The sequence below is a fragment of the Sagittula salina genome, assembly GCF_017813235.1.
Classification (GTDB): domain Bacteria; phylum Pseudomonadota; class Alphaproteobacteria; order Rhodobacterales; family Rhodobacteraceae; genus Sagittula; species Sagittula salina.
Genome location: NZ_JAGISH010000018.1, coordinates 17,935 through 42,776, shown reverse-complemented (window position 1 = coordinate 42,776; position 24,842 = coordinate 17,935). Strand labels below are relative to the sequence as shown.

At 66.3% G+C, this 24,842-nt stretch carries 28 protein-coding genes; 15 read left to right on the top strand and 13 right to left on the bottom strand.

All coding sequences use genetic code 11. The annotated features are described in order from the left end of the window. The first annotated feature begins 217 nt into the window (after window positions 1-217). The 7 genes from J5474_RS20630 to J5474_RS20600 all read left to right on the top strand — a co-directional run bounded on the left by J5474_RS20630 (window position 218) and on the right by J5474_RS20600 (window position 5,853). Window positions 218-559: a Lin0512 family protein gene (locus J5474_RS20630; RefSeq protein ID WP_209363633.1), complete on the top strand. Its 342-nt coding sequence runs from the start codon at window positions 218-220 to the stop codon at window positions 557-559. After that, window positions 559-897 (top strand): Lin0512 family protein, encoded by a 339-nt coding sequence (locus J5474_RS20625; protein ID WP_209363632.1) that lies wholly within the window; start codon window positions 559-561, stop codon window positions 895-897. The genes J5474_RS20630 and J5474_RS20625 overlap by 1 nt, the downstream gene beginning before the upstream one ends. 6 nt (window positions 898-903) lie before the next feature. Next, entirely contained in the window at window positions 904-1,518 is a 615-nt protein-coding gene (locus J5474_RS23190; protein ID WP_209363630.1) for an HAD family hydrolase, read from the top strand. A gap of 28 nt (window positions 1,519-1,546) precedes the next feature. Beyond that, on the top strand, window positions 1,547-1,807 hold the full coding sequence (locus J5474_RS20615) for a YrhK family protein (RefSeq protein WP_209363628.1): 261 nt from the start codon (window positions 1,547-1,549) through the stop codon (window positions 1,805-1,807). 72 nt (window positions 1,808-1,879) lie between these two features. After that, window positions 1,880-3,325, top strand: a complete 1,446-nt coding sequence (locus J5474_RS20610) for a cobyric acid synthase (protein WP_209363627.1) — start codon at window positions 1,880-1,882, stop codon at window positions 3,323-3,325. A 128-nt stretch (window positions 3,326-3,453) separates the two neighbouring features. Continuing rightward, window positions 3,454-4,545, top strand: coding sequence for a carboxynorspermidine decarboxylase (locus J5474_RS20605; protein WP_209363626.1), 1,092 nt, complete (start codon window positions 3,454-3,456; stop codon window positions 4,543-4,545). A 54-nt stretch (window positions 4,546-4,599) separates the two neighbouring features. Continuing rightward, window positions 4,600-5,853: a saccharopine dehydrogenase family protein gene (locus J5474_RS20600; RefSeq protein ID WP_209363625.1), complete on the top strand. Its 1,254-nt coding sequence runs from the start codon at window positions 4,600-4,602 to the stop codon at window positions 5,851-5,853. Window positions 5,854-5,950: 97 nt separating this feature from the next. Here the strand turns inward: J5474_RS20600 and cobD are convergent, their stop codons facing one another. The 4 genes from cobD to J5474_RS20580 are packed head-to-tail and all read right to left on the bottom strand — an operon-like array spanning window position 5,951 to window position 9,241. After that, window positions 5,951-6,925 carry a threonine-phosphate decarboxylase CobD gene (gene cobD, locus J5474_RS20595; RefSeq protein WP_209363624.1) on the bottom strand — a complete coding sequence of 325 codons (975 nt, stop codon included), beginning with the start codon at window positions 6,923-6,925 and terminating at the stop codon, window positions 5,951-5,953. An 11-nt stretch (window positions 6,926-6,936) separates the two neighbouring features. Then, window positions 6,937-7,866 carry an adenosylcobinamide-phosphate synthase CbiB gene (gene cbiB / locus J5474_RS20590; protein ID WP_209363623.1) on the bottom strand — a complete coding sequence of 310 codons (930 nt, stop codon included), beginning with the start codon at window positions 7,864-7,866 and terminating at the stop codon, window positions 6,937-6,939. Beyond that, entirely contained in the window at window positions 7,863-8,630 is a 768-nt protein-coding gene (locus J5474_RS20585) for a propanediol utilization protein (RefSeq protein WP_209363622.1), read from the bottom strand. Before J5474_RS20585 ends, cbiB begins: the two co-directional genes overlap by 4 nt. Beyond that, window positions 8,627-9,241 (bottom strand): histidine phosphatase family protein, encoded by a 615-nt coding sequence (locus J5474_RS20580; protein WP_245216621.1) that lies wholly within the window; start codon window positions 9,239-9,241, stop codon window positions 8,627-8,629. Before J5474_RS20580 ends, J5474_RS20585 begins: the two co-directional genes overlap by 4 nt. Before the next feature lie 52 nt (window positions 9,242-9,293). Here J5474_RS20580 and cobU point away from each other — a divergent pair, with 52 nt between their 5' ends. From cobU to cobS, 3 genes are read left to right on the top strand one after another with little or no spacing between them, the layout of a single operon-like run. Further along, complete coding sequence (cobU, locus tag J5474_RS20575; protein ID WP_209363694.1) at window positions 9,294-9,827, top strand: bifunctional adenosylcobinamide kinase/adenosylcobinamide-phosphate guanylyltransferase; 534 nt, start codon at window positions 9,294-9,296, stop codon at window positions 9,825-9,827. Further along, a complete protein-coding gene (gene cobT / locus J5474_RS20570; RefSeq protein ID WP_209363620.1) occupies window positions 9,811-10,827 on the top strand; it encodes a nicotinate-nucleotide--dimethylbenzimidazole phosphoribosyltransferase in 1,017 nt (338 codons plus the stop codon). The genes cobU and cobT overlap by 17 nt, the downstream gene beginning before the upstream one ends. A 17-nt stretch (window positions 10,828-10,844) precedes the next feature. Beyond that, window positions 10,845-11,570: an adenosylcobinamide-GDP ribazoletransferase gene (gene cobS / locus J5474_RS20565; protein ID WP_245216620.1), complete on the top strand. Its 726-nt coding sequence runs from the start codon at window positions 10,845-10,847 to the stop codon at window positions 11,568-11,570. A gap of 233 nt (window positions 11,571-11,803) precedes the next feature. Here cobS and J5474_RS20560 read toward each other — a convergent pair whose 3' ends face one another. Beyond that, on the bottom strand, window positions 11,804-12,682 hold the full coding sequence (locus J5474_RS20560; RefSeq protein WP_209363616.1) for an amidohydrolase family protein: 879 nt from the start codon (window positions 12,680-12,682) through the stop codon (window positions 11,804-11,806). A 142-nt stretch (window positions 12,683-12,824) separates the two neighbouring features. Here J5474_RS20560 and J5474_RS20555 point away from each other — a divergent pair, with 142 nt between their 5' ends. Further along, on the top strand, window positions 12,825-14,675 hold the full coding sequence (locus J5474_RS20555; protein WP_209363614.1) for a feruloyl-CoA synthase: 1,851 nt from the start codon (window positions 12,825-12,827) through the stop codon (window positions 14,673-14,675). 197 nt (window positions 14,676-14,872) lie between these two features. On the opposite strand, the gene J5474_RS20550 is transcribed toward J5474_RS20555, so the two are convergent. From J5474_RS20550 to J5474_RS20520, 7 genes are all read right to left on the bottom strand, one after another. Beyond that, window positions 14,873-15,868: an aldo/keto reductase gene (locus J5474_RS20550; RefSeq protein ID WP_209363612.1), complete on the bottom strand. Its 996-nt coding sequence runs from the start codon at window positions 15,866-15,868 to the stop codon at window positions 14,873-14,875. Window positions 15,869-15,929: 61 nt separating this feature from the next. Then, window positions 15,930-17,201 (bottom strand): flavin-dependent oxidoreductase, encoded by a 1,272-nt coding sequence (locus J5474_RS20545; RefSeq protein WP_209363610.1) that lies wholly within the window; start codon window positions 17,199-17,201, stop codon window positions 15,930-15,932. Next, a complete protein-coding gene (locus tag J5474_RS20540) occupies window positions 17,198-17,701 on the bottom strand; it encodes a MarR family winged helix-turn-helix transcriptional regulator (RefSeq protein ID WP_209363608.1) in 504 nt (167 codons plus the stop codon). The genes J5474_RS20545 and J5474_RS20540 overlap by 4 nt, the downstream gene beginning before the upstream one ends. Next, window positions 17,694-18,479: a crotonase/enoyl-CoA hydratase family protein gene (locus J5474_RS20535; RefSeq protein WP_209363606.1), complete on the bottom strand. Its 786-nt coding sequence runs from the start codon at window positions 18,477-18,479 to the stop codon at window positions 17,694-17,696. Before J5474_RS20535 ends, J5474_RS20540 begins: the two co-directional genes overlap by 8 nt. A 159-nt stretch (window positions 18,480-18,638) precedes the next feature. Continuing rightward, window positions 18,639-19,400: an ABC transporter permease gene (locus tag J5474_RS20530; protein ID WP_209363604.1), complete on the bottom strand. Its 762-nt coding sequence runs from the start codon at window positions 19,398-19,400 to the stop codon at window positions 18,639-18,641. A 93-nt stretch (window positions 19,401-19,493) separates the two neighbouring features. Beyond that, window positions 19,494-20,276 carry an ABC transporter ATP-binding protein gene (locus tag J5474_RS20525; protein ID WP_209363602.1) on the bottom strand — a complete coding sequence of 261 codons (783 nt, stop codon included), beginning with the start codon at window positions 20,274-20,276 and terminating at the stop codon, window positions 19,494-19,496. Window positions 20,277-20,356: 80 nt separating this feature from the next. Further along, window positions 20,357-21,331, bottom strand: coding sequence for an ABC transporter substrate-binding protein (locus J5474_RS20520; protein WP_209363691.1), 975 nt, complete (start codon window positions 21,329-21,331; stop codon window positions 20,357-20,359). 407 nt (window positions 21,332-21,738) lie between these two features. Between J5474_RS20520 and J5474_RS20515 the strand changes: the two genes are divergently transcribed. The 3 genes from J5474_RS20515 (at window position 21,739) to J5474_RS23330 (ending at window position 23,032) form a co-directional block, all read left to right on the top strand. Further along, window positions 21,739-22,026, top strand: a complete 288-nt coding sequence (locus J5474_RS20515; RefSeq protein WP_209363600.1) for a DUF1153 domain-containing protein — start codon at window positions 21,739-21,741, stop codon at window positions 22,024-22,026. Between the two features lie 63 nt (window positions 22,027-22,089). Beyond that, entirely contained in the window at window positions 22,090-22,311 is a 222-nt protein-coding gene (locus J5474_RS20510) for a hypothetical protein (RefSeq protein ID WP_209363598.1), read from the top strand. A 436-nt stretch (window positions 22,312-22,747) separates the two neighbouring features. Continuing rightward, complete coding sequence (locus J5474_RS23330) at window positions 22,748-23,032, top strand: integrase core domain-containing protein (RefSeq protein ID WP_209363689.1); 285 nt, start codon at window positions 22,748-22,750, stop codon at window positions 23,030-23,032. A gap of 218 nt (window positions 23,033-23,250) precedes the next feature. Here J5474_RS23330 and J5474_RS20500 read toward each other — a convergent pair whose 3' ends face one another. Then, the gene (locus J5474_RS20500; RefSeq protein WP_209363596.1) at window positions 23,251-23,934 is read right to left on the bottom strand and encodes a response regulator; all 684 of its coding nucleotides are present in this window, start codon (window positions 23,932-23,934) and stop codon (window positions 23,251-23,253) included. Window positions 23,935-24,125: 191 nt separating this feature from the next. Here J5474_RS20500 and J5474_RS20495 point away from each other — a divergent pair, with 191 nt between their 5' ends. After that, on the top strand, window positions 24,126-24,824 hold the full coding sequence (locus J5474_RS20495; protein WP_209363594.1) for a sensor histidine kinase: 699 nt from the start codon (window positions 24,126-24,128) through the stop codon (window positions 24,822-24,824). Window positions 24,825-24,842: the final 18 nt, after the last annotated feature.

The following is a 24,842-nucleotide window of genomic DNA, read 5'->3' as shown; positions in this document are numbered from 1 at the left end:
CCCCCCCCCCCCGCCGGGGGGCGCCGCCCCCCGGACCCCCCGGAGGTATTTTCGAAACGAAGAAGCAGGAAGGGCGGCGCCCCGATGCCGCGGCCCGCGCGGTGTGGCGCAACGGTGGCGCGGCGGGCGGTTTGACTTTGGCGCCGCGCCCCTGCTTCTCTGCTTTTCAAATACTCACTTGACCCGCGTTACGTGGGTGCACCGTAGGGAGGAAGCGATGCCAAGACGCCTCTTGACCGAGTTCGGCATGGGTACGTCCCTGCGTCGGCAGGATTACACGCAGGCCGCCTGCCGCGCGGTGGAGAACGCGCTTTGGCGCAACTCGATCAACCTCGCTGAGCTTTTCGGCAAGGAGAAAACCGACATGCGCATCACGGTGGACCTGGGCGTGCAGCAGCCCGAGCGCGTGGACGTGGCGCAGGTTGCGGCGGTCTTTCCCTACGGGGCGGTGACCGTCAATGCGGTGAAGGGCGGGTTGGACGTGCCGCGTCCTGAGGGAGACGGGCTGCCCACGGTCATGGCGACCGTCGCGATCTCCGTCGCGCTGGAGGGAATCTGATGCAGCGCTTCATCATCGAGATGGGTATGGGGAACGACCTGCACGGGCAGGATTACACGAAGGCCGCAGGGCGCGCGATCGAGGATGTGTTGCGGCATTCCTCAATTCCGCTGTTCGGCGCCCTCGATCTGCCGCATCAGGCCATGGAAGTACGCGTCACCGTGGGCGTGCAACAGCCCGGAGCAGTCGATTGCGACGCGCTGGTGGTGCGGCTACCGCGCGGGCGGGCGCGGGTTCGTACTGTGCATGGCGGTCTCGTCATCACCAACCCCGACACCGGCGAGGTCACGGTGATCGCGCAGGCGGCGGTGGAGGCCTTCCTGCCGAAGCAGGGCTGACGCGCCGTGCCGCCCGCGCTGATCGTCTGGGATTTCGATGGAGTGCTGAACGCCCCCGGCCCGAACTGGGCGGAAGGGATGCGGGATGCATTGGGGGTCGACGGGCGGGCGCTGGCGGCACATCTGAAGGGGTCGGGGCGGTTGCGTGACGTGATGCGCGGACGGTGTGACTTGCGGGCATTGGTGGGGGACTGGCTGAACCGGCAGGGCGCGGAGGTCACGGCCGAGGCGGTTCTGGGCTGGTGGTTCCGCGCCGAGGACCGTCCCGATGCGCAGGTACTGGGCTGGCTGCGCACCCACCCCGCGCGGCATGTGATCGGCACCAACAACGAACCGCATCGCGCTGCATCCATCGATAAAGGGTTCGGGATTGGGGCCGGGATTGGGGCCAGGGCCGGGGCGAAGGTGGAGGCGGTCTTTGCCTCAGGCCGCATGGGGGTGGCGAAGCCCGATCCCGGATTCTTTGCCGAGATCGAACGCTGGGCAGGCCTGCCACCGGAGGCGATCCTGCTGGTCGACGACGCGCCCGGCAATGTGGCCGCGGCGAAGGCGCGCGGCTGGCGGGGGTTCCTGTTCAACGCCGCCACGCGGGCTAGCTTGCCACGGGTCCTGTTCCCCTGACCCGCCTCGGAAAGGAGCGCCACCCGCCATGTTCCAGCGCCAGCTGCACGATGCCACGCCCCGCCACGAAAAGGTCTACGGCTTTTACGAGAGGCTCTATACCACCATCGATTTCCTCGCCGGGCTGACCTTTCTCCTGGGTTCCGTCCTGTTCTTCTGGCAATCCACGCAGGAGGTGGCGACCTGGGCTTTTGTCATCGGTAGCGCGCTGTTCGTCGCGCGACCCGCGTCGCGTTTTGCCCGCGAATACCACCTGGCTCGGCTGCCGCTGCCCGGGGACGACGACTGAGGTCTGATCGGGCTTTACCGTAGCCGGCCCCCGCCCTATCACGGCGCGAATGACCGCGCAGGAGGCCCCTTCATGCCCGCCCTCATGCTTCAGGGAACCGGATCGAACGTCGGGAAGTCCGTCCTCGTGGCGGGGCTGTGCCGCGCGGCACTGCGGCGAGGGCTGACAGTCGCACCGTTCAAACCGCAGAACATGTCGAACAACGCCGCCGTGACAGCGGACGGCGGAGAGATCGGCCGCGCGCAAGCCCTGCAGGCTCGGGCTTGCGGGTTGGACCCGGTGGTGGACATGAACCCGGTGCTGCTGAAGCCCGAGACGGATGTAGGGAGCCAGGTCGTCGTGCAGGGCAAACGCGTCGCCACGGTAAAGGCGCGGGAGTACGCGGCGCTGAAGCCGCGCCTTCTGGAGGCGGTGCTGGAGAGTTTTCGCAGGCTTGAGGCCTCGCATGATCTGGTGATCGTCGAAGGCGCGGGCAGCCCGGCGGAGGTCAACCTGCGGCAGGGTGACATCGCCAACATGGGCTTTGCCGAGGCCGCCGATGTGCCGGTCGTGCTGGTGGGCGATATCGACCGCGGCGGAGTGATCGCGCAGATCGTCGGCACGCAGGTCGTGCTGTCAGGGGATGACCGGGCGCGGGTCGCGGGGTTTCTCGTCAACAAGTTCCGGGGTGATCCGACGCTCTTCGACGACGGCTACCGGATGATCGAGACGCACACCGGCTGGCAGGGCTTTGGCACCGCACCCTGGTTCGCGGAGGCCTGGCGGCTGCCCGCGGAGGATGCGCTGGATATTCGCAGCGCGCCCCTGCGGGAGGGGTTGCATATCGTCTGCCTGCGGCTGTCGCGGATCGCCAATTTCGACGACATGGACCCGCTGGCGCAGGAACCGGCTGTGCGGCTGACAATGCTGGGGCACGGCCAGCCGATCCCCGGCGATGCCGATCTGGTGATCATCCCGGGATCGAAATCGACGCGGGGCGATCTGGCCTTTCTTCGCGCTCAAGGGTGGGAGACCGACCTGATCGCGCATCATAGGCGCGGCGGGCGGGTGCTGGGGATCTGCGGCGGTTTCCAGATGCTGGGTCGGTCCGTGGCGGACCCCGACGGCATCGAGGGCCTAGCCGGAAAGACGCCGGGGCTGGGGCTGCTGGACGTCGACACCACCATGACCGGGGACAAGCGCCTGACCCGGATCACGGCGCGGCATGCCGCCACAGGCCTGCCCATGGAGGGCTACGAAATCCACATCGGCCGCACCACCGGGCCGGACTGCGCGCGGCCCTTCGCGCATCTGGACGGCGGGCCGGAGGGGGCCTGTTCGCCCGACGGGCGGGTGCAGGGCAGCTATCTGCATGGCATGTTCTCGGACGATGCCTTTCGCACAGCGTGGCTGGCGGCGCTGGGGACGCAGGCGCGCGCGCATGGCTACGACGCGTCGGTGGAACGCACGCTCGATGCGCTTGCCGAGCATCTGGAGGCGCATCTGGATGTGGGTGGGCTGCTGGCCCTCGCCCGGTAGGGCCGCAGGCGCCCCCCGCGCAAAGCCGGACATTGCGACAGGCGGTCTGGCGCGCTACATGGCCCCCAACGCCACTGCCGCATCCGCCCGCCGGTCCGGTCCCTTGCCCCATGACGAAGGCCCCGCCCATGCAGACGCCCTATTACCTCATCGACAAGTCGCGCCTCCTGCCCAACATGGAGAAAATCGCCCACCTGCGCGAGACCTCCGGCGCGAAGGCGCTGCTGGCGCTGAAGTGCTTTGCCACCTGGTCGGTCTTCGACATGATGTCGGAGTACATGGACGGCACCACCTCGTCCTCGCTGTTCGAGGTGAAGCTGGGGCGCGAGAAGTTCCCCGGCGAAACCCATGCCTATTCCGTGGCCTGGGCGCCGGAGGAAATCGACGAAGTTCTGGCATCCTCGGACAAGGTGATCTTCAACACCGCGCAGCAGTTGCGGCGGTTCGAGGAAGTATCGCGCGGCCACACGCGCGGCCTGCGGGTGAACCCCGGCGTCTCGACCTCGGGCTTTGACCTCGCGGACCCGGCGCGGCCGTTTTCCCGGCTGGGCGAACACAGCCCGGAGACCATCGAGCCGGTGGCCGAACTGATCTCGGGCTTCATGTTCCACAACAATTGCGAGAACGCGTCGTTCAAGCGTTTCGACGAGATGCTGGGCCAGATCGAGGCGCGCTTTGGCCGCCTGATCCGCCGCATGGACTGGATCAGCCTTGGCGGCGGCATTCACTTCACCGGCGAAGGCTATCCCCTCGACCGTCTGGCGGAGCGGCTGAAACGGTTCGCCGGAGAGAACGAGGTGCAGGTCTACCTGGAGCCGGGCGAGGCGGCGATCACCAACTCCACCACGCTGGAGGTCACGGTGCTGGACACACTGTTCAACGGCAAAAACCTGGCCATCGTGGACAGTTCGATCGAGGCGCATATGCTCGACCTGCTGATCTACCGCGAAAGCGCGAAGATGAATGAGAGCGGCGCGCAGGAGTGGATGATCTGCGGCAAGTCCTGCCTTGCCGGGGATATCTTTGGCGAATTCCGCTTTCCGAATGCCCTGAAACCCGGCGACCGGCTGTCCATCGAGGATGCCGCAGGTTACACCATGGTCAAGAAGAACTGGTTCAACGGTGTGCAGATGCCCGCCATTGCCATTCGTGAACTGGATGGAACGGAGCGCCTGGTGCGCGCCTTCACCTACGACGATTTCGCGGCGGCCCTGTCGTAACGCCACCTGTCCCGAGCACCTGCCCCACGGGGCCTTATCCAAGGGAGTCCTGCCTTGAAGAAGACCGTTCTCATCATCGGCGCCGGGGGCGTCGCGCAAGTGGTGGCGCATAAATGCGCCCAGAACAATGATGTGCTGGGCGACCTGCATATTGCCAGCCGTACGGTGGAGAAATGCGACGCGATCATCGCCTCCGTGCGCGAAAAGTCCGCGATGAAGGTCGAGGGCACCTTCGAGGCGCATGCCGTGGACGCCATGGACAGCGCGCAGGTCGCGGCGCTGATCCGGCGGACCGGGGCGCAGATCGTCATCAACGTGGGCACGGCCTTTGTGAACATGCCGGTGCTGGATGCCTGCATCGAAACCGGTGCCGCCTATATCGACACGGCGATCCACGAGGAACAGGACAAGATCTGCGAAACCCCGCCGTGGTACGCCAACTACGAGTGGAAGCGCCGCGAAACCTGCGCCGAAAAGGGCGTGACCGCGATCCTTGGCGCGGGTTTCGATCCGGGCGTGGTGAACGCCTTTGCCCGCTTTGCCATCGACCAGATGGACGAGGTGAAATCGATCGACATCGTCGACATCAACGCGGGCTCGCACGGCAAGTACTTCGCCACGAACTTCGACCCGGAGATCAATTTCCGCGAGTTCACCGGCGTGGTCTACTATTGGGAAGACAAGCAGTGGAAGGAGACGACCATGTTCGCCTCCGGCCGGGAATGGGATCTGCCGGTGGTCGGCCCGTCAAAGGCTTACCAATCCGGCCACGACGAGGTGCATTCGCTGGCGACCAACTACCCGGAAGCCGACGTGCGGTTCTGGATGGGCTTCGGCGACCACTACATCAACGTCTTTACGGTGCTGAAGAACATTGGCCTGCTGTCAGAGCAGCCGGTGACGCTGGCCGACGGTCAGGAGGTCGTGCCGCTGAAGGTGGTAAAGGCCTGCCTGCCCGATCCCGCCAGCCTCGCGCCTGACTACACCGGCAAGACCTGCATCGGCGATCTGGTGAAGGGCACGAAGGGGGGCGAGCCGGTCGAGTTGTTCGTCTACAACGTGGCCGACCACAAGGAAGCCTTCGAAGAGGTCGGTTCGCAGGGCATTTCCTACACGGCGGGCGTGCCGCCAGTCGCGGCGGCGATGCTGGTCGCGACGGGAGAATGGGACGCGAAGACCATGAAGAACGTCGAGGAGATGGATCCGAAGCCGTTCTTCTCGCTGCTCGACGTCATGGGCCTGCCCACCCGCGTCCTGAAAGGCGGTCTGCAGGGCGAGGACATGGCCTGGACGGAGTATTCCGCCTGAGACGCCCGGTGGGGGACGGTTTCTAGCCGGAAATCGCGCCCCCGCCGACCACGATGGCTCTTGGTTCGCCCTTTGGCGGCCGCTCCTGCGGCGACGATCAAACGGCGGTCAACGCGGCCTCGACCTGTGCCCATTCCTGCGGGGCCGGAAGCCCCAGCCTGATCCACGTACCACTGTAGGGAAAGATCCGGCTCCAGACGCGGGCCTCGGCCAGCCATTCCTGCGCATGGGAGGCGTCAAGGGTGTCATAGGTGCGGAACAGTTCGGTCCCGCCGACGAGCCGCCAGCCCGCCGCCTGTGCCAGCCGGTCCATCCGGGCACAATCGCCGTGCAACCGCGCCACCGTTTTTGCCTGCCACGCGGTGTCGTCCAGTGCGGCGCAGGCGATCTGGATCGCGGGACCGGAAACGGGCCACGGCCCGGCCATCGCGCGCAGGCGGTCAACCAGCGGGCCATGGCCAAGGGCGAACCCCAGCCGCACTCCGGCCAGTCCGTAGAACTTGCCGAAGGAGCGCAGCACCAGCACGTTTTCCGGCAGCACGAAGCGCGCCACGGTCGCCTCCGGGCGGGCGTCGCCAAAGCTTTCGTCGACCACCAGCATGCCGACACGCATCGCCAGATCGCGCAGCGCCTCAGGGGCAAAGCGGCGGCCGTCGGGGTTGTTGGGCGAGACGATGACGGCCAGTTCCGCGCCGGTGAGGTCCAGCACGGTGTCGACCTCCGTCACCAACCAGCCGCCCATGCGCAGCGCGGCGGCGTGTTCGTTGTAGGTGGGCGACAGCACCCGCGCCACGCCGGGCGCACGCAGGAAGGGAACGCTCTGGATCGCGGCCTGCGCACCCGCCACAGGGACGATGTCCGCAGAGGAGCCATAGGCCGACCGCGCCGCCGCGACGAGCCGCGCCATATCCGAACGCGTCGGCAGCGCCTGCCAGGCCCGGGCCGGGATTTCGGGCACCGGGTAGGGCAGCCGGTTGATGCCGGTCGAGAGGTCCACCCAATCCGCCATTTCCCCGCCCCAGCGCGCCATCGCCGCGTCGAGATTGCCGCCGTGATCGCGTGTTTCCTCCATGTCTCTCCCTCTCAGACCAGCGCCAGCAGGGCCAGCACGGCCGCCGCCAGCATCATCCCCCGACGGTAGACCGTCAGTGCCCGGCTCATTGCCGCGCCGTCCGGGTCGGCCGCGTCCGCGTTCAGCCAAGGCTCCTCGGCCACGTGGGTTTCGTAGACGCGCGGGCCGGACAGCCGCACGCCCAGCGCACCCGCCATGGCACCTTCGGGCCAGCCTGCGTTGGGCGAGCGATGCGCCCCCGCGTCCCGCGTCATCGCGCGCAATGCCTGTGCCCCACCGATCAGGGCAAACAGCCCCCCGGTCAGCCGCGCCGGGATCAGGTTGACCGCGTCATCCAGCCGCGCCGCGAGCTTGCCAAAGGCCTCGTAGCGGTCCGACCGGTGGCCGATCATCGAATCCAGCGTGTTGATCGCCTTGTAGCCGACAATCCCCGGCAACCCCAGCAGGACGCCCCAGAACAGCGGCGCGATCACCCCGTCCGAGGCGTTTTCGGCCAGGCTCTCGATCCCCGCACGGGCCACGCCCGCCTTGTCCAGGCGGGTGACATCGCGCCCGACGATCATGCTGACGGCGTGGCGGGCGGCGCCGAGGTCATCGTTGCCGAGTGGTTTCGCCACCGCCGCCACGTGGTCATGCAGGGACCGCACGGCGACGAAGGGCCATGCCAGCACGCCGCCGATAAGCACACCTGCCCAGCCATCGGGCAAGACGAAGGCAACCATCGCCGCCACCCCGGCTGAGGTGGCGGTGACCACGGCCACCGTCAGCGCGCCCAAGGCTATGCGGCGCCGGCGTCCGCCCCGATTCCAGCGCCGTTCGCAAAAAGAGATCAGGGTCCCGATCCACACCACCGGATGCCCGGCGCGACGGTACAGCGCGTCTGGCCAGCCGATCGCCGCGTCGATCCCCAGCGCCAGAAGCATCATGGCAGCCCAGATCATGCCCCGCCCCCCGTACAAAAGCGTAGCACACGGGTCAGCCCGGCCTCGCGCAGCGCGTCTTCCGTGCCGTCCGGTATCGTGCCGGGCGCAAAGATCAGCCCGCGGGCCGATCCGGTATGCGCCCGGACCACGCCCAACGCGCCGGTCTCTGCCATCAACGCACCCATCGGGTCGGGGGACGTATCGCGCGCGGCACAGCGCCGGGCCGACAGGGTCGCCACCTGCGCCACGCCTGCCATGTCACCCGCGCGTACCGCCGCGCGCCAGTCCGCGACGAGGTCGGAGACATCGGCAAAGCGTGTGTCCGCCGGGTCCGTCCGGCAGGGCGCGCCCCAGAAGCCACCCGCCACCACGACCGGGGGCGGCGGCGGCAGCACCTCCACCACCTCTGCCCGGCGCGACGCCCAGAGCAACGCGTCGGGGCGCGGAAACATCAGCGGGTCGCAGGCGCCTTCGACCCAAAGGCAGGCGCTGGCCAGCCGCTCGGGGGGGCCGTCGAACCCCAGCGTGCGGGCCACTGCCACAAGCGAGGCAGTCGATGCCCCGGCCCCGCCCCCCGGCGGCATGTCGGTCGTCACACCCGGTACGGCGCCCGTCAGGCCCAGCGCGTCGCGGAACCCTTCGAGAGCCGCTTCGGGAAATAGCCGCTCTGTCCCGCCCGCGTGCACCCGCAAGCCATCACAGACCATGCTGACCAGCACCACCGGGCCGTTGCCCAGCCGCCCCTGCAACCACTCCCCGAAATGCCCCGCGACGGAGATCACAGGCCACCCCCGTTCACCAGCCGCACCGAAACCGGTCGCCCCTGCCAGATCCCCAGCCGCGTGACCGACAGCGGCGCGATCTCGAACGTCAGCGCGCCGGGTACGTCACCCGTGACCAGCGCCAGCGCCGCGCGGATGACGCCGGCATGAGCGACGACGGCTGTCTTGCCCGCCCCGCAGGCCTCGCGCAGCGCCGGGGCCGTGCGGGCGCAGAGGTCGGAAAAGCTTTCGCCCCCCGGCCAACGATGCGCGGCCAGACCCGCGCCGGTCATTTCGCCCAGATCGGGAAGGTCGGTCAGCGCCATACCGTCGTGGTCGCCAAAGTCCTGCTCCCACAGCCGCGCGTCCTGCCGGAGGGAACAGCCGGGAAAGAGCGCCTTTGCCGTCATCAGGCAGCGCTCCGCCGGGCTGCTGAGAATCGAATCGACCGGCGGCAGAAGCGCCCGGGTCCGCGAGACGGCGGCAGCCTCGACCCGCGCCGGGAAATCCGTGCGACCGGCCAGCCGACCGGGCACCGCCACCGGGGCGTGTCGGATCAGGATCAGTTCCGGTCGCTTGTCGTCCATCGTCCCTTCGCGCGCGTCAGTGCCGCAGGAGGTGCGGTAAATCATGGCTTTTCAAACCGCGGCGAACCTGCTTTTTCACGACGCCATGGAAAAGGCCATGGAAAAACCGACCCTCGTGACCGGCGGCGCCCGTTCGGGCAAGTCCGAGCTGGCCGAGCGGCTGGCGCTGCGCGCCACGGGGCGGGCGGTCTATATCGCCACGGCGGAGGCCTATGACGACGAGATGCGCGCCCGCATCACCGCGCATCAGGCACGGCGGGGCGGCCAATGGCGCGAGATGCACGCGCCCCTGGAACTGGTCGCGGCGCTGGACGCCAGCGACGGGGGAAACGGGGGCGACCCGCGGCTGGTGGACTGCCTGACGCTCTGGCTGACGAACCTGATGCTGGCTGATCGCGACTGGCATGCGGAGGGCGAGGCGCTGATCGCTGCCCTGTCCCGCCAGAGCGCCCCGGTGGTGCTGGTCACCAACGAGGTCGGCCTTGGCATCGTCCCCGACAACGCCCTTGGCCGCGCCTTTCGCGACGCCGCGGGCTGGCTCAACCGGCGCGTGGCCGAGGTCTCCGGGACGGTGATCCTCGTGGTCGCGGGCTGCCCGATCAAGGTGAAACCCAATGACGACACTTTCTGACCTGAAGACGCTTTCCGAGGTGGCCGCGCTGGCGTCCTCCCTTCCGGCCGCGGACGAGGCGGCGGTGACCGCCGCCCGCGCCCGGCAGGACAGCCTGACGAAACCGCCGGGCGCGCTGGGGCGGCTGGAAGAACTCGCCATCTTCATGGCGGGCTGGCAAGGATCCGAACGCCCCTCCATCGGGCTGGCGCAGACGCTGGTCTTTGCCGGCAACCACGGCATCTGCGCCAAGGGGGTGAACCCCTTCCCGCAGGAGGTCACGGCGCAGATGGTGGCGAACTTCCGCAACGGCGGCGCGGCCATCAACCAGTTGTGCCGGGCTTCGGGGGCTGACCTTGATGTGGTGGCGCTGGATCTGGACACGCCCACGGCGGATTTCTCCGAAGGGCACGCCATGACGGAGGCGGAGGTTCTGGACGCCATGCGGCGTGGCGCGGCGGCGATCCCGACGAGCGCCTCGGTGCTGATCCTTGGCGAAATGGGCATCGGCAATTCCACCGTCGCCGCCGCACTGGCGGCGAGCGCCTTCGGCGGAGAGGCCACCAACTGGGTGGGCCGGGGCACCGGATCGGACGCCGCGGGCAAGGCGCTGAAAGCCGCCGTCATCGAACAGGGTCGCACCCGACACGAAGGCGCGCGGGGGCTGGATTTGCTGATGGCCTTCGGCGGGCGCGAGCAGGCGGGAATCTGCGGCGCCGTGATCGAGGCACGGGCGCGGCGCATCCCGGTGATCCTCGACGGCTACATCTGCACCGCCGCCGTGGCGCCGCTGTTCGCAGCCGATCCCGGCTTTCTCGACCATTGCATCGCAGGGCATCAAAGCGCCGAACCGGGGCACGCGAGGCTGCTGTCGGCCATGGGCAAGACGCCGGTGCTGACGTTGGACATGGCGCTGGGCGAAGGCTCCGGCGCTGCATTGGCACTGGGCGTGCTGCGGGCGGCGCTGGAATGCCACAACGGGATGGCCACTTTCGCCGAGGCGCAGGTTTCCGGGGGATGAGTGTGAGGACGGCGCGGATGAGGCGGCGGTTCGAGGAACTGCGGCTCGCGGTAGTCTTCCTCACCCGCTTGCCAGCCGGACGGCTGAAGGATCCGATCCCGGAGTTGTCGGCGGCCCGCTGGGCCTTTCCTCTGGTGGGGCTGGCGGTGGGGGCAATCACGGCGGCGGTCTTCTGGGTCCTTACGGTTATGGGAATGGCGCCGATGCTGGCGGCGGTACTCGCGCTGGCGGCGCAGGCGCTGACCACCGGCGCGCTGCACCAGGACGGGCTGGCGGACGTGGCCGACGGGCTGGGCGGCGGGCGCGACCGGGCACACGCGCTTGAGATCATGCGCGATTCACGCATCGGCAGCTACGGCGCGCTGGCACTGGTGCTGACCACCGCGGCCTGGATCGTCGCGCTGGCAGAGGTGGGGCAGGCATGGCCGCTGCTGGCGCTGGCGGTGGCCTCGCGGCTGGCGATGCTGGCGGTGCTGGTGGAACTGCCCTCCGCGCGCGCCGAGGGGCTCGGTCAAAGCGCCAGCGCGCGGTGCCGCCCCTACGCGCCGGGGCTGATCGTGGCGGTCGCCTGCCTCCTGCCGCTGGGCTGGGCGGGGGCCTGGGCTGCGGCGGCCATGGCGCTCATGACGCTGCTGCTGGCGAACCGTGCGCTGAAAAGGATCGGCGGCCAGACAGGGGACGTCTGCGGCGCGGCACAGATCCTGTCGGAGACCGCAGGACTGGTGGCGCTGTGCCTGTCCTGAGGAGTTTCACCGCGCCTCCGGCCCGGCGATCACGCGCCGGGGGCTTTGCCCCCGGACCCCCAGGAGTATTTCAAAAGCAAAGAAGCAGGGGCTTGGCCCGGATTTGCGGCCGCCCTCGGTGACCCGTTTGACCGCCCCTCGTGACAGTGCTTCATCGCGCCGCCTTCCTGCTTCTCCGCGTTCAAAACACCTCCGGGGGAGCGCGCGCAGCGCGCAGGCTCGGCGAAACCGTGTCACATTTTCAGAATGCGGCGGGCATTTTCCTTGAGGATCAGCGGCTTGACTTCGTCCTTTATCCCGATGGTTTCAAAATCCTTCAGCCAGCGGTCAGGGGTGATCGCGGGCCAATCCGAACCGAAGAGCATCTTCTTTTTCAGGATTGAGTTGGCGTATTTTATGAAGATCTCCGGGAAATACTTCGGCGACCAGCCTGACATATCGTAGTAGACGTTTGGCTTGTGCTGGGCGACCGCCAGCCCTTCTTCGGTCCACGGAAAAGACGGATGCGCCATGACGATGGGCGTGTCGGGGAAGTCCACCGCAACGTCGTCGAGGTACATCGGGTTGGAGTATTTCAATCGCATCCCCATGCCGCCGCGCATCCCCGAACCGACCCCGGTCTGGCCGGTGTGGAACAGCATGATGGCACCTTCCTCGGCGATTGCTTCGTACAGCGTGTAGGCAGCTTCGCGGTCGTTGGGGTAGAATCCCTGCATCGTCGGGTGGAATTTGAACCCCTTTACGCCGAATTCGCGCACCAGCCGCCGCGCCTCGCGCGCGCCTGCCTTGCCCTTGTGGGGGTCGATGCTCGCGAACGGGATCAGGATGTCGGCGTTCTCGGCGGCAATCTGCGCCACCTCTTCGTTCTTGTAGCGGCGAAATCCGGTTTCCCGCTCCGCGTCCACGGGGAAGATTACCGCGCCGATCTTGCGGTCGCGAAAATACTCGGCCGTCTGCTGCACCGAGGGCAGCATCCCGTCCGCCCCCGCCGGGTTGCGGAAATACTTCGCCATCCCGGCCTGAAATTCGTCGTATCCGTCATCGCGCGGGCCGCAGCAGGGCTCCTCGGCGTGGGTGTGAAAGTCGATGGCGACGAGATCGTCGATGTTCATGGTGCCTCCCCTCGCCCGCGAAGCGGGATCGCGGGTCTCCTCGCGCCGGAACAGCACGAATTGTTTCCTAGTAGACAATACCCGTGATTCGAGTCAACGTGGCCGACGGAGGACCCGGCCGACGCGCCGGGAAGGAGGAGACATGGCGGACACCCTGACACGGGAGCGGCGCGCGGTGCCGTTCTGGGATCCGAAGCTGTGCGTGGAGCACCGCGCCGACGGCAGCATCGTGATGACACAGGCAGAGCCGCTGGGGAACTACCCCCGGTGCCTGTCCGACCGTTTCGCCGAGTGGGCAGAGCGCACCCCGGACCGGCCGTGGATCGCGGAGAAAGGGCCCGATGGCTGGACCCGGCTGACCTACGGTACAGCCCGCAACCAGATCCGGCGTGTGGGCCAGTGGCTTGCGATGCGGGGTCTGGGCAAGGACAGCCCTGTCCTGATCCTCTCCGGAAATTCCATCGCGCACGCGGTCATGGCGTTGGGCGCGCAACACGTCGGCGTTCCCTCCGCCGCGCTGGCCCCGGCCTACGCGCTCTCGGGCGGCGATTTCCTCAAACTGCGGGACATCGCCGCGCAGATTTCGCCCGGTGTGATTTTTGCCGACCGGGCAGAGCCTTTCGCCGCCGCCATCCGCGCCGTCTTTGCCCCCGACATCCCCGTCGTCACGGTGGAGGGCGCGGTCGAGGGCTTTGAAACCGTCGCGTTCGAGGATCTCGTCACCACGCCCCCCGGCCCCGAGGAGGCCCGCGCCAGCGCCGCCGTCACACGTGAAACCGTCGCGAAATTCCTCTTTACCTCCGGCACCACCGGGACACCGAAAGCAGTGATCCAGACCCACGGGATGCTTTGCTCGAACCAGCAGATGGTATTGCAATGCTTTACGTTTTTGCGCGATACGCCCCCAGTTGTCGTGGATTGGGCGCCGTGGAACCACACGGCGTCCGGCAACAAGGTGTTCAACATGGTGCTCTATAATGGTGGCACCTATTACATCGACGATGGCCGGCCCACGCCGCAGGCCATCGGCAAGACCATAGAGACCCTGCGGGAGATTTCCCCCACCTGGTATTTCAACGTGCCGCTCGGCTATCAGATGCTGCTTGATGCCTTCGAAACGGACGCGCGCCTGCGCGACACCTTCTTTCGACGTATCCAGATGCTCTTCTACGCCGGCGCGGGCATGAGCCAGCACGTCTGGGACCGCATCACCCGCGTGGCCGAGGACATGGTGCCCGGCGGCGTGCTGCTGACCACCGGCTTCGGCTCGACCGAAACGGGTCCGTTCAGCATCATCAACACCGCGCGGCAAAGCATGTCAGGCAACCTTGGCCTGCCCGCGCATGGGGTGACGCTGAAGCTGGTACCACAGGGCGAAAAGCTCGAGGCGCGGGTAAAGAGTCCCTCCATCACCCCCGGCTACTGGCACAACGAGGCCCTGACGCGCGAAGCTTTCGACGAGGAAGGCTTCTACCGTTTCGGCGACGCCTTCCGGCTCGCGGACCCGGACGATCCCGCCAAGGGTGTCCTTTTCGATGGGCGACTGGCGGAGAATTTCAAGCTCGCCTCGGGGACATGGGTCGCCGTTGGGCCGTTGCGCGCGGCGCTGACCGATGCCATGGGCGGTATGGCCTCCGACTGCGTCATCGCGGGCGAGGGACAGCGGGAACTGGGTGCGCTTCTGGTACCGAACCTCTCCGCGCTCAGGACACTGGCGGGCGCGAACCTGGAGGGCGAGGCCCTGCTGACCCACCCGGACGTGCGCCATGCCACGGCCGAGCGGCTGGCGCGGGCGGCACAGGTCGCCACCGGCTCGGCCAGCCGGGTGACGCGAGCGCTCTGGCTTGCCGCGCCGCTGGATTTCAACAGGGGCGAGGTGACCGACAAGGGGTCGATCAACCAGCGCGCCGTGCTGCGGCACCGTGTCGATCTGGTCGATGCGCTCTGGTCCGGGGACCCGCGCGTGATCCTGGCGGAACGAAGCCCTCCATAGCGCTGGTGGCGATCCGCCCGCGCAACACGGGTGACAACCCCCGTCACCCTGCACCCCCGAGTGTCCCCCGCTTCTTCCTGGTCCACATACTCCTGGGGGTTCGGGGGCGAAGCCCCCGCGGCGCGGCCACAGACCGGGCGGGCCGCATGGCGTCCCGCGATCCACCCCTTCAGTCAGACATCCTCAGGCGGTCGTGATCAGCAGTAGTGCTCTGGTCCCGACATCTGCGCGTCGGAGTAGCGTGCACCGTGGCACCAGCCCACCGGCAGGCGGCGCTCGATCTCAAGCAGCAACTCCGGGTCCATGACCGACTCCGCGCCCATCACCAATTCGTTCAGATGTGCAACGGAGCGCGTGCCGGGGATCGTCAGCACCGACGGCGACTGCCCCAGCACCCAAGCAATGGCCAGCGTTGCCGTGGGCACACCCACGTCGCGGGCAAGATCGCGCAGCCCGTCCGTCGCTGCAAGGTTACGCTCGTGGTTACCGCCCGAGAAGCGCGGATTCGTCGCCATGAAGGAGCCGTCGGCAAAGCTGCCCGGTTGCGGCGGCGTGTCGGACAGCAGCCCCCGCCCGACCGAGGAAAACGCCACCAGCGACGCACCCACCGCCTCGCAGGCCTGCACCAGCCCCAGTTCCGGCTGGCGGGTCTGCAACGAATATTCCGACTGCACCGCCGCGACCGGTGCCACGGCCGCGGCGCGGCGCAGCGAGGTTGGCGCGATCTCGGAGAAGCCGATCATGTCGATCTTGCCCTTGGCGCGCAGCGTCAGGAGGCTGTCCATCACCGTCTCGATCTCCAGCCGCGGATCGCGGCGGTGGATGTAGAACAGATCGACCCGCTCCACCCCGAGCCGTTTCAGGCTGCCGTCCAGTTCCGCCTCGAGATGCTCCAGCGAATTGTCGTAGGCGCGCCGCCCCTCGGTATCCGTCGTGATCGACGCCTTGGTGGCGATGCGGTAGGGGCTTTCGCCGCCGCGCGCCTTCAGCCAGGCGCCGATGGTTTCTTCGGAAATGCCCATGCCGTAAACGTTGGAGGTGTCGATGTGATCCACCCCGGCATCGAGCGCCGCGTCCAGCACGGCGTGCGACTCCGCCACCGTTACCGGGCCGTAGAAGTTCGAGAACGACATCCCCCCGATTCCCAGCGCCGATACCTCCGGCCCCTCGGCCCCAAGCCTGCGTCGCAGCATGTCCCGTTCTCCCTGTCCCTTTTGCCGTCAGACTGGCGGCGCTTGCCCGAAAGGGAAACCCCTAACCCACGCGCGCGCCTTCGGGGATCGTGCGCGGCGCGGCGTTGAGCGCCTCGCGCGCGAATCCTGCCGCCTTTTTGTAGCGCGCCATGAAGGCCGCGCGTTCTTCCGCCGGAATCACCGCGTCGATGTCGTCGAATTTGCCGCCGCAGCGCGCGTCCACGAGGTTCAGCAGCCCGAAGGGCCCCGCGCCCCGGTTACGCAGCACCAGCTCCCCCACCGGACCACAGAGCCGGTCGTCGTAACGCTTCAGCGCCGCCGGACCCACGCCCGCCTCGAGCACGCAGGCACCCAGTGTCCGGGCGTCGATCACCGCCTGGGAGGCCCCGTTCGAGCCGGTGGGATACATGGCGTGCGCGGCGTCGCCCATCAGCGCGACGCGGCCCTGCGACCAGAAAGGCAGCGGGTCACGGTCGATCATCGGGTTCTCATAGGCGACCTGCGCCCCGCGCAACATCGCGGGCACGTCCAGCCAATCGTAGCGAAAGCCGTCGAAATGATGCGCGAAATCGGCGATCGCCACCTCGCGGAACCACGCGTCCGAGGACCAGCCCTGCGAGGCGTCCACCGTCCGCTCCGCGATCCAGTTGACCTGCGCCAGCCCGTCGGCGTCCGGGTGCGAGATCGGGTAGATCACCATGCGGTGTTCGTGCGTGCCGAGGCCAACGAAACTGGACCCGGTGCGGATCGGTTTCGCCCGCGTGGTGCCGCGCCACATGATCGCACCACCCCAGTGGATCGGCGGCTGGTCGGGGTGCATCTGCGCACGCACCGGCGAATGGATGCCCTCCGCGCCGATCAACAGGGTGCCGCGCTCCGTGCGCGGACCGTCGACCGTTTGCAGGTGCAGGGTTACTCCGCCGTCGTCCTGTTCGTAGGCCGTGGCGGCGGCGCCGGTGACCACCGCCGCATCCCCCGCCCGCGCACGGAAGGTGTCGAGCAGGAGCATGTGGAAGGCGCCGCGATGCATGGCGTATTGCGGCCAAGCGTAGCCCGCCTCCGTCCCGCGCGGTTCGGCGTAGATGTCGTTGCCATTCAGGCCGACCAGCGCCCATTCCCGTGCCGGAATGCCTGCCCGATCCAGCGCCTCCGCCCCGATCCCGAGGTCGTAGAGTTCCCGCACCGCGTTTGGCTGGATGTTGATGCCGACGCCCAGCGGACGCGGGGTGCGTACCTTTTCGAAGACCGAACAGGGCACGCCGATCTGGTGCAGCGTCAACGCCATGACCAGCCCGCCGATGCCGCCGCCCGCAATCAGGACCCGGTCGCTCATCTCATGCCCCCTCCGTCGCAGCCAGCGTCCGCCGGGACGTCGAAGCCCACATAGCGGCGCAGCAGGCGGCGAAGCTCCGCCGCCTCCGCCTGCGTCAGGGGACCCGTGGCCTTTGCTTCGTGACGACCGAAGTCGGGGCGCACGGCGTCGATGCGCGCCCGTCCCGCCTCGGTCAGCCACAGTTCAACCGAGCGTTTGTCGCCCTCGGGAACGGTGCGGGCAATCAGGCCGTCGGCCTCCATTCCGTGCACCATCTTGGTCATATGGGCGCGCTTGATCCGCAGCGCCTTGGCCAGAATGCCCTGCCGCACGCCAGGGTTTTCCGCCAGCACCATCAGAAGGGTCATTTCACCGGGGCGAATGTCCAGGGCGCCCATGTCCTTGTAGAAGGTCGCAAAACTGCGCAACTGCGCGAGCCGCAGGAGAAAACCGAGGCTTTGCCCCAGCGGGCCGTAGTCGAGGTTATTGTCCCGCGCCCCGTCTGGTCCGGCGTCAGGCATTGGGGTTCGCCACCTTCGCCGCGCGCTTTTCGAGAAAGGCGCGCAGGCGATCCTTTGCGTCGCCGGTCATGGTGGCGAGCGAGGCTACCATCGTTTCAGTGAACAGCCCGTCCTCCGAAGACATATCCGCGATACGCGGCAACGCGTTGATGATGGCGTAGTTGGTGAACTCCGCGTTGGTCGCCATCTGTTCGGCCAGGGCCACGGCTTTTTCCAGCGCGGCACCTTCGGGCACCACGTAGGAAACGCCGCCCCAGGCCTCGGCCTCCGCTGCCTTCAGAACTCGCCCCGTCAGCATCATGTCCCCCATGCGCGCCGGGCCGATCAGCCGGGCGATGCGGACCGAACCGCCACCGCCGACGAAGATGCCGCGCTGGCCTTCGGGCAGTGCGAAGAAGGCGGTTTCGTCCGCCACCCGGATTTGCGCCGCCGCCGCCAGTTCGAAGCCGCCGCCCACCGCCGCGCCGGTGATGGCGGCCACAAAGGGGATGGTGCCACGCTCGATCCCGTCAAAGACCGCGTGCCAGCGGCGCGATCCTTTGACCGCATCGAAAAGCGGCTTTTCCGAATGTTCGGCAAGGTCGAGCCCGGCACAGAAATGCGGCCCGTGGCCAAAGATCACCCCTGCGCGAGCCTCCGTCTGGGCACGCTGCACGGCGTCGTGGATGGCTTCGACGAAGCGGTCGGAAATGGCATTGCGTTTGGCCGGGCGGTCCAGTCCGATCAACGCGACGTCACCGCGCCGCTCGTATGTGACGAGCGTTTCCGTCGTATCCATGCTGTCCTCCCGGTGCGCGCGGGCACGATGGCCCACGTGTCGATCTGGCGTCGATATTGTTCACACGTAAACAATATCCGGACACGCTGTCAACGTCGGCGGGATTGTCCTTGATGTAGAAGAGGCTCTGCCCCTTGGGGTCCAGCCAGAGGGGCCCTCTCAGGTCGGTGTGCGCTCCGCCCAGCCGGCAAAGACTTTTTCCAGCGCGACGACGACGTAGTAGAGAACGATGCCGAGGAAGGCGAGCGCGATGAGAACCGCGAACATCAGCGGGTAGTCGGCATTGGTCTTGCCCGAATCGAACAGCGCACCGAGGCCCCTACCGTGGGGGGAGACGATCTCCATCAGGTTGGTGCCGATGAAGGCCAGCGTGACCGCCACCTTCAGCGCCCCGAAGAACTCCGGCAGGGTCTTTGGCAGGGCAATCTTCCAGAAGATCGTGGATTGCGAGGCACCGAGGGACCGCAGGATGTCGCGGTACTCCGGTTCCAGAGTCGAGAGCCCGATAGAGATCGAAACGGCGATGGGAAAAAAGGAGATCATGAAGGCGATGAGCACCGTGTTGACGTCGTGGTAGCCCACGAACATCAGCGCGATGATCGGCACAACGGTCGCCTTGGGAATGGCATTGAAGCCCACCAGAAGGGGGTAAAGGGCGTCGCGCATGGTGCGGGAAAAGCCCATCACCATGCCCAGTGCGGTGCCCACGACTATGGCCAGAAGGAGCCCCGCAACCGTCCGCCAGAGCGTCTGCCACCCCATCACAAGAAACAGGTTCCAGTAACGGATGTAGGCCGGGACAAGGTCGGAGGGTGATGCCATCTTGTAGTTGGGCCAACCCATGATCCAGACCAGCGCCTCCCACAACGAGAGGAAAACCAGCACGGCGACGATCGGGGTGAGGATGGCTTTGAGGCGCATGGGCAGGGGTCTCTTGGGCGGGCGAGGGCGTATCGGGCGGCGCGGTCGCAGTGAGTATTGGGACCAAGAAGAAGCAGGGGCGCGGCGCGGGGATCAGGCGGCGGCGCGGCCCTGGGCAATCTCGATCTGGTGGCGCAGGACGTGCAGCATCTCGGCTGCCTGCGCGGTGTAGAGGTGGTCGAGGTCGCGCGGCCCCGTGTCCGGCACATCCAGCACGAACTGGGTGCGGGCGGGGCGGCCCGACAACACGATCACCTGATCGGCGAGGAAGATCGACTCGCGAAGATCGTGGGTGATGAGCACGCCGGTAAACGGCTCTTTCTCCTTGACCCGGTGCATGGTCTGCCAGAGGTCCTCGCGGGTGAAGGCGTCGAGCGCGCCGAAGGGTTCATCAAGGATCAGGACCTCTGGCTGGTGTACCAGTGCCCGGCACAGCGAGGCGCGCTGGCGCATCCCGCCTGACAGTTCGGAGGGGCGTTTATCCTCGAACCCCGAGAGGCCGACGAGCGCGAGCAGGTAACGCGCGCGGTCTTCCTGTTGCTTTCGCGACAGTTTCGTCGGAACGATCTCCAGCGGAAGGACGACGTTCTGCAGGATCGTGCGCCATTCCAGCAGCACGGGGTTCTGGAAGGCCATGCCCACAGTGTTGCGCGGGCCGGTGACGCGTTCGCCATGCAGCCAGACTTCGCCTTGGTCGGGCTTCATCAGCCCGGCGATGAGGCGCGTAAGAGTGGATTTGCCGCAGCCCGAGGGGCCGACCACGGCGCAGAAGCCGCCGGTGGGCACGGTAACATTCAGCCCGTCCAGCACCGGAAGTGGCCCGCTCTGGGTCTGGTAACTGTGGCGGACGTCCCGGATCTCGATGAGGTTGGTCATTTTCTGTCCCTGTTCGGGCCGGGCGCTACGGGCGCGCCCGGCCGTAGGGTGGGTTTTCAGCCCACCGACATTGTGCCGCCTTACTGGAGCGCGAAACCGCCCTCGGGCAGGTAGGCACCGTCGAAGTAGAGGGTAGCGTCGGGCTCCGCCTTGAATTCGTAGGTCAGCTTGATCTGGTCCAGGGAATTGGCGAAGCGGTCGGCATCGATCGGGCCCATGCCGTTGGCTTTTGTCCAGTCGGTCACCACGTTCGCGTCGATCGCCAGTTGCAAGCGGCGCTGCTCCAGCGCGGCATCGGCGGCGGGGTTGCGTTGCACCAGGCTTTGGATGGCGGTGGCCGGGTCGGCTATGGCGTCGGTCCAGCCTTTTGCCACGGCAGCGAGGAAGGCCTTCACAGCCTCGGGGTTTTCGCTGGCGAAGTCGGTATTGACGATAATGGCGTTGCCGTAGAGGTCCACGCCGTTGTCCGCCATGAGGATGGTGGAAATATCGTCCTCCGGAACGCCGAGACGCACGAGGTTGAGATAGGAGGAAAAGGAGAAACCCGTCACCGCGGCAACCTTCCCCTCGGCCAGCATGGGTTCACGTGTGGGGAAGCCGACGGGCTCCACCGTGATCTTCTCCATGTCGAGGTCGTTTTCCTTGGCAAAGATGGGGAACTGCGCCCATGCGCCGTCGGGGGGCGGTGCGCCCAAGACCCGGCCTTCCAGATCCTTCGGGGTTTCCACACCCAGTGACTTGCGCCCGACGATGGCGAAGGGCGGCTTGTCATAGACCATCATCACCGCAGTCACCGGCGCGCCGGGGTTCTGGTCGAGGAACTTGATGAGGCTGTTGATATCGGCAAAGCCGACCGGGAAGGCGCCGGTGGCGACCTTCGGTATGGCGTCGAGCGAGCCCTGCCCTTCGGAGATTTCCACCGAAAGTCCGGCGTCGGTGAAATAGCCATTGTCGACGGCGGCGAAATAGGGCGCGGCGGGGCCCTCGAACTTCCAGTCCAGCGCAAATGGCATGGCGGTTTCGGCCGAAGCGGCAGTGGCCAGCGCCATGCCCATGAGGCCCAGAATTGTACGATGCAGCAAGGTCACTCTCCCCGTGTCAGGTCATGCGCCGCCCATTTCGATCCCAAGCACGCGGGCGGACAGGTGTCGCAAGAGGTGTGGCAGGGCGGGCCTGGTAGATTGCCCGCCATTTGGGCGCGACTGAACACTGTCGCCCACTCTTTGTGCATCTTTGTGTCGCGAATTGGCAACCCCACTTGTTGACCATGCAAATATTGCCGTATTTCCGATGGAGCGCCACCCGTCGCCCGCGCACGTCACCGAACGTGATGCGGCCTCGGCCTCTGCCATGCCGGCAAACCGGAAAAGCGCGCGGTCAGGCTCTCCCCCACCGGAGAGCGCTGCACACTGCTGTATCGACCCAGTGAAAACCTGCTCATGCTACAAGGGAGAACGTAGCGATGAGTATGACGATGGACGACACCATCAAGCGGTGGACGGCGAAGCGTAAGACAGCGCCTGTCATCGAGATCATTCAGGGCAAGACGACCGTTTCGGAGGCAAACCGGTCCTTCGACTTGACGGCCTCCGAGATCGAGGGCTGGGTCGATGACGCGAAGCGGGGGATGGAGAACTCGCTGCACGCCAACCCTCTCGACATCCGCGAGCAATACGAGAAGCAGCTCAGAGACCTTCAGGAGGCCTACGGCGAGGCCATGCCGGGGTTGCGTGCGCGAGTGAGACCATGAACGCCACAGGTCCGAGAGAATGATCGAACGGCTCCAGGCCCTGTAGGATGCGCAGGACGGGAATTGATCCGTCGCATCCAGCAGGGCCACTTGGCCGAGGGCGTCGCGGTGCCGATCGCCGGGCTCTGCGCGTGGTTCGGCATTCCCCGCCGCACGGTCTACTGCAAGCCGGTGAAAGCCGCGCCGAAGGTCGATCCCCGCTTCGCCGAGCCGATCAAGAAGATCCCTCTCACACGTGCAAGCATGTGCTGCCGGGCAGTGGATCCAGGAGGAGCCATCATGTGACTTTCGCACGGTTGCCTGGCTGCTGGGGTTCAACAAGATCACGGTGCAGCGGATCTTCCCGATGAAGGGCTGCCCCGTCTGGGCAGCATCCTGCGGATGCGCCTGCCGGGCAATGGGTTCGCAACCGCGCCGTGGGCATGCGGCCCCGCATCCAGGCTGCGCCCTCCGTCGCTGCCGCGCCAAACGAGAGGTGATCGACCGATCGCCCGCATCCGGACCGGCAAGGATGGCTGGGCTTCCCTGGCCCTCGTTATCGATTGCCACACCCGCGAACTGCTGGGCTGGCACCTGTCGAGATCCGCCAAGGCCACGACCGCCAGCGCCGCCCTTTAGCACGCGTTGATCGCCCGGTTCGGCACCCTAGGCCGGGTCGAGGAAAAGTTCCTGCTGCGGTCGGACAACGGGGCTCCTCTTCACCAGCCACCACTTCACGACGATCGTCCGTAGCTACGGGCTGAAGCAGGCGCTCATCACGCCGCACTGCCCGCAACAGAATGGCATGGTCGAGCGCCTTATCCGAACACTGAAGGAGCAACGCGTGCATCGGCATCGCTTCGAGAGCATCCAACACGCGCTGCGGGTGATTGCTGACTGCCCTCTCGTGACATTGCTGCGCAATGCACTGCCGGGTGACAGATCGCCTTCTACAGCAATCGCCGCCCTCATCAGGCCTTGTCATGCGCACGCCTGCCGAGGCATTCAGATTTGCGGCTTAACCTGAGCAGATTCCTCTGGGGCGGCACACGGCTTTCACTCCACCGTGGCCCAATTGAAACATCGGGTGAACCGATCGTTTTGCACCATCCACGACCCCGCGACTCAATTCAAGAGAATCCCGACTATATGAGATCAGGAATTTTATCGAAATCCCTCTGAAATTATGATGCAGTCCCATTGAGATTTCGGCTGGCATCCGCTGAACTTTTCAACAGCTTTATTTCAGCGAAATTTCAGAGGCTCATCCGAGTCAAACAGGTACGAAGCATTCCACGCCTCCGTTTCGGTAAAACCCTTGCTCGCCAGCATGTCGATGATGCGCTTGTCGATGGTGTCGATAAAACGCCCGAATTCCATTTCCTCGCGCACGACCTTTGCCACGTCCTGTGCGATCTGCACCCGTTGCTGTGCCAGCAGTTCGCCGATCCAGTGGCGCGAGGTTTCGGAAAAGATCTTCGCGGAAGCGATCATCAGTTCGCGCAGTTTGTCAGGGTTCAGGTCGTCCTTGTCCAGTGCGTCGAGCGACCCCTTCTTCATCGAGGCGACCGCCACATCGGTGCGCATCGTCGAGGACATCATAACCACAGCGGCGCCGAAATTCATCGCGTGGTTGTTCACCAGCCGTTGTGCGGCCAAGCCGTTGCCCTTCGGCAGAAGGTAATCGATCAGGATCACATCGTAGACTTTTTCGTCCAGTGCCACCTCGAACTCGTCCATGGTGGAGGTCAGACGCACCATGACCGGCAGCCCCGTCTTGCCGCAGGCCCGTTTTATCTGGTTCTGATCGAAACTGTTGTCATCAAGCACCAGAATTTCGAAAGTGCCGCGGGTTTTTGACCGGTGAGAAGGATCCTGATAGGCCTTGCGGATCGCGGCCAGTTCTTCTGAATGATTATTTGCGACCATTTTTCCCGGCTCCGTTCCCCAACCTGCACCTGAAATAGATTACGCCGCACAGTTCTTAAACCTAGGTGAAAGCTTCAAGTGTATTAATGAGACTTTGCCAAAAACTGGACGGGCAGAACGTTTGATGCAGACCGGACATTTTGTTAACACTTGTCCGACTGGTGGGCGCGCTGACAATAATGAGCAGGAAGATGAAGGATATCACGGAAACGGAGCAGGATTTCGAAGCGTTTCTTTATATCGTCACGCATGATTTAAAAACCTATGCGCGCGCGATGCGCGTCATTCCGGAATGGATCGAAGAAGACCTGGGCGATTCCGATATCACCCTGCCGGAGGGCGTCGCGCAGCATATGGAAATGCTGAAGGCCTATGCGAAGGGGCTCGACCGGGTGCTTGAGGGCCTGACAGAGCTGTCCCGCGTCGGACGGCTTTCGGATGCCCCGGCACCGGTGGCCTTGGCGAGGGTTTTCGCGGAAACCTGGGAACACCTGCCGGACCGCGAGGGATTCTCCCTCGATCTTTCTGACTGCGCCGGGACAGTTCTCGGCCCGCCCAACGACCTTGGGCGTCTCGCGCATGCTCTGCTGTCGAACCCGATACTCCACCACCACGAGGGCGGCGGACGTATCCGCCTGAATAGCTCCACTGCGGGTGGGCGCGTCGTACTGACCGTCCTTGACGACGGGCCGGGGATCGAACCGCCGTACCGCGAAAAGGTATTTGAACCGCTCTACTGCATGCGCCCGCGAGAAGAAACCGGAGCCGCGGGCGTCGGCCTTGCCGTGGCACGCAAGGTCGTGCAGGCACTGGGCGGAGAGATCGCCGTCATCGATGTGCCGGGTCATAATGGCTGCTGCATGCAGCTCGACCTGCCTGCGGCCCTCTGAAGCGCCTGCGATACGCGC

Bases quoted from the DNA above. Each gene is read 5' to 3' on its own strand.
- J5474_RS20630 (WP_209363633.1), top strand. From the start codon at position 218: ATGCCAAGACGCCTCTTGACCGAGTTCGGCATGGGTACGTCCCTGCGT.
- J5474_RS20625 (WP_209363632.1), top strand. From the start codon at position 559: ATGCAGCGCTTCATCATCGAGATGGGTATGGGGAACGACCTGCACGGG.
- J5474_RS20615 (WP_209363628.1), top strand. From the start codon at position 1,547: ATGTTCCAGCGCCAGCTGCACGATGCCACGCCCCGCCACGAAAAGGTC.
- J5474_RS20610 (WP_209363627.1), top strand. From the start codon at position 1,880: ATGCCCGCCCTCATGCTTCAGGGAACCGGATCGAACGTCGGGAAGTCC.
- J5474_RS20605 (WP_209363626.1), top strand. From the start codon at position 3,454: ATGCAGACGCCCTATTACCTCATCGACAAGTCGCGCCTCCTGCCCAAC.
- cobD (WP_209363624.1), bottom strand. From the start codon at position 6,925: ATGGAGGAAACACGCGATCACGGCGGCAATCTCGACGCGGCGATGGCG.
- cbiB (WP_209363623.1), bottom strand. From the start codon at position 7,866: ATGATCTGGGCTGCCATGATGCTTCTGGCGCTGGGGATCGACGCGGCG.
- J5474_RS20580 (WP_245216621.1), bottom strand. From the start codon at position 9,241: ATGATTTACCGCACCTCCTGCGGCACTGACGCGCGCGAAGGGACGATG.
- cobU (WP_209363694.1), top strand. From the start codon at position 9,294: ATGGAAAAACCGACCCTCGTGACCGGCGGCGCCCGTTCGGGCAAGTCC.
- cobT (WP_209363620.1), top strand. From the start codon at position 9,811: ATGACGACACTTTCTGACCTGAAGACGCTTTCCGAGGTGGCCGCGCTG.
- cobS (WP_245216620.1), top strand. From the start codon at position 10,845: ATGAGGCGGCGGTTCGAGGAACTGCGGCTCGCGGTAGTCTTCCTCACC.
- J5474_RS20560 (WP_209363616.1), bottom strand. From the start codon at position 12,682: ATGAACATCGACGATCTCGTCGCCATCGACTTTCACACCCACGCCGAG.
- J5474_RS20555 (WP_209363614.1), top strand. From the start codon at position 12,825: ATGGCGGACACCCTGACACGGGAGCGGCGCGCGGTGCCGTTCTGGGAT.
- J5474_RS20550 (WP_209363612.1), bottom strand. From the start codon at position 15,868: ATGCTGCGACGCAGGCTTGGGGCCGAGGGGCCGGAGGTATCGGCGCTG.
- J5474_RS20545 (WP_209363610.1), bottom strand. From the start codon at position 17,201: ATGAGCGACCGGGTCCTGATTGCGGGCGGCGGCATCGGCGGGCTGGTC.
- J5474_RS20540 (WP_209363608.1), bottom strand. From the start codon at position 17,701: ATGCCTGACGCCGGACCAGACGGGGCGCGGGACAATAACCTCGACTAC.
- J5474_RS20535 (WP_209363606.1), bottom strand. From the start codon at position 18,479: ATGGATACGACGGAAACGCTCGTCACATACGAGCGGCGCGGTGACGTC.
- J5474_RS20530 (WP_209363604.1), bottom strand. From the start codon at position 19,400: ATGCGCCTCAAAGCCATCCTCACCCCGATCGTCGCCGTGCTGGTTTTC.
- J5474_RS20525 (WP_209363602.1), bottom strand. From the start codon at position 20,276: ATGACCAACCTCATCGAGATCCGGGACGTCCGCCACAGTTACCAGACC.
- J5474_RS20520 (WP_209363691.1), bottom strand. From the start codon at position 21,331: ATGGGCATGGCGCTGGCCACTGCCGCTTCGGCCGAAACCGCCATGCCA.
- J5474_RS20515 (WP_209363600.1), top strand. From the start codon at position 21,739: ATGAGTATGACGATGGACGACACCATCAAGCGGTGGACGGCGAAGCGT.
- J5474_RS20500 (WP_209363596.1), bottom strand. From the start codon at position 23,934: ATGGTCGCAAATAATCATTCAGAAGAACTGGCCGCGATCCGCAAGGCC.
- J5474_RS20495 (WP_209363594.1), top strand. From the start codon at position 24,126: ATGAAGGATATCACGGAAACGGAGCAGGATTTCGAAGCGTTTCTTTAT.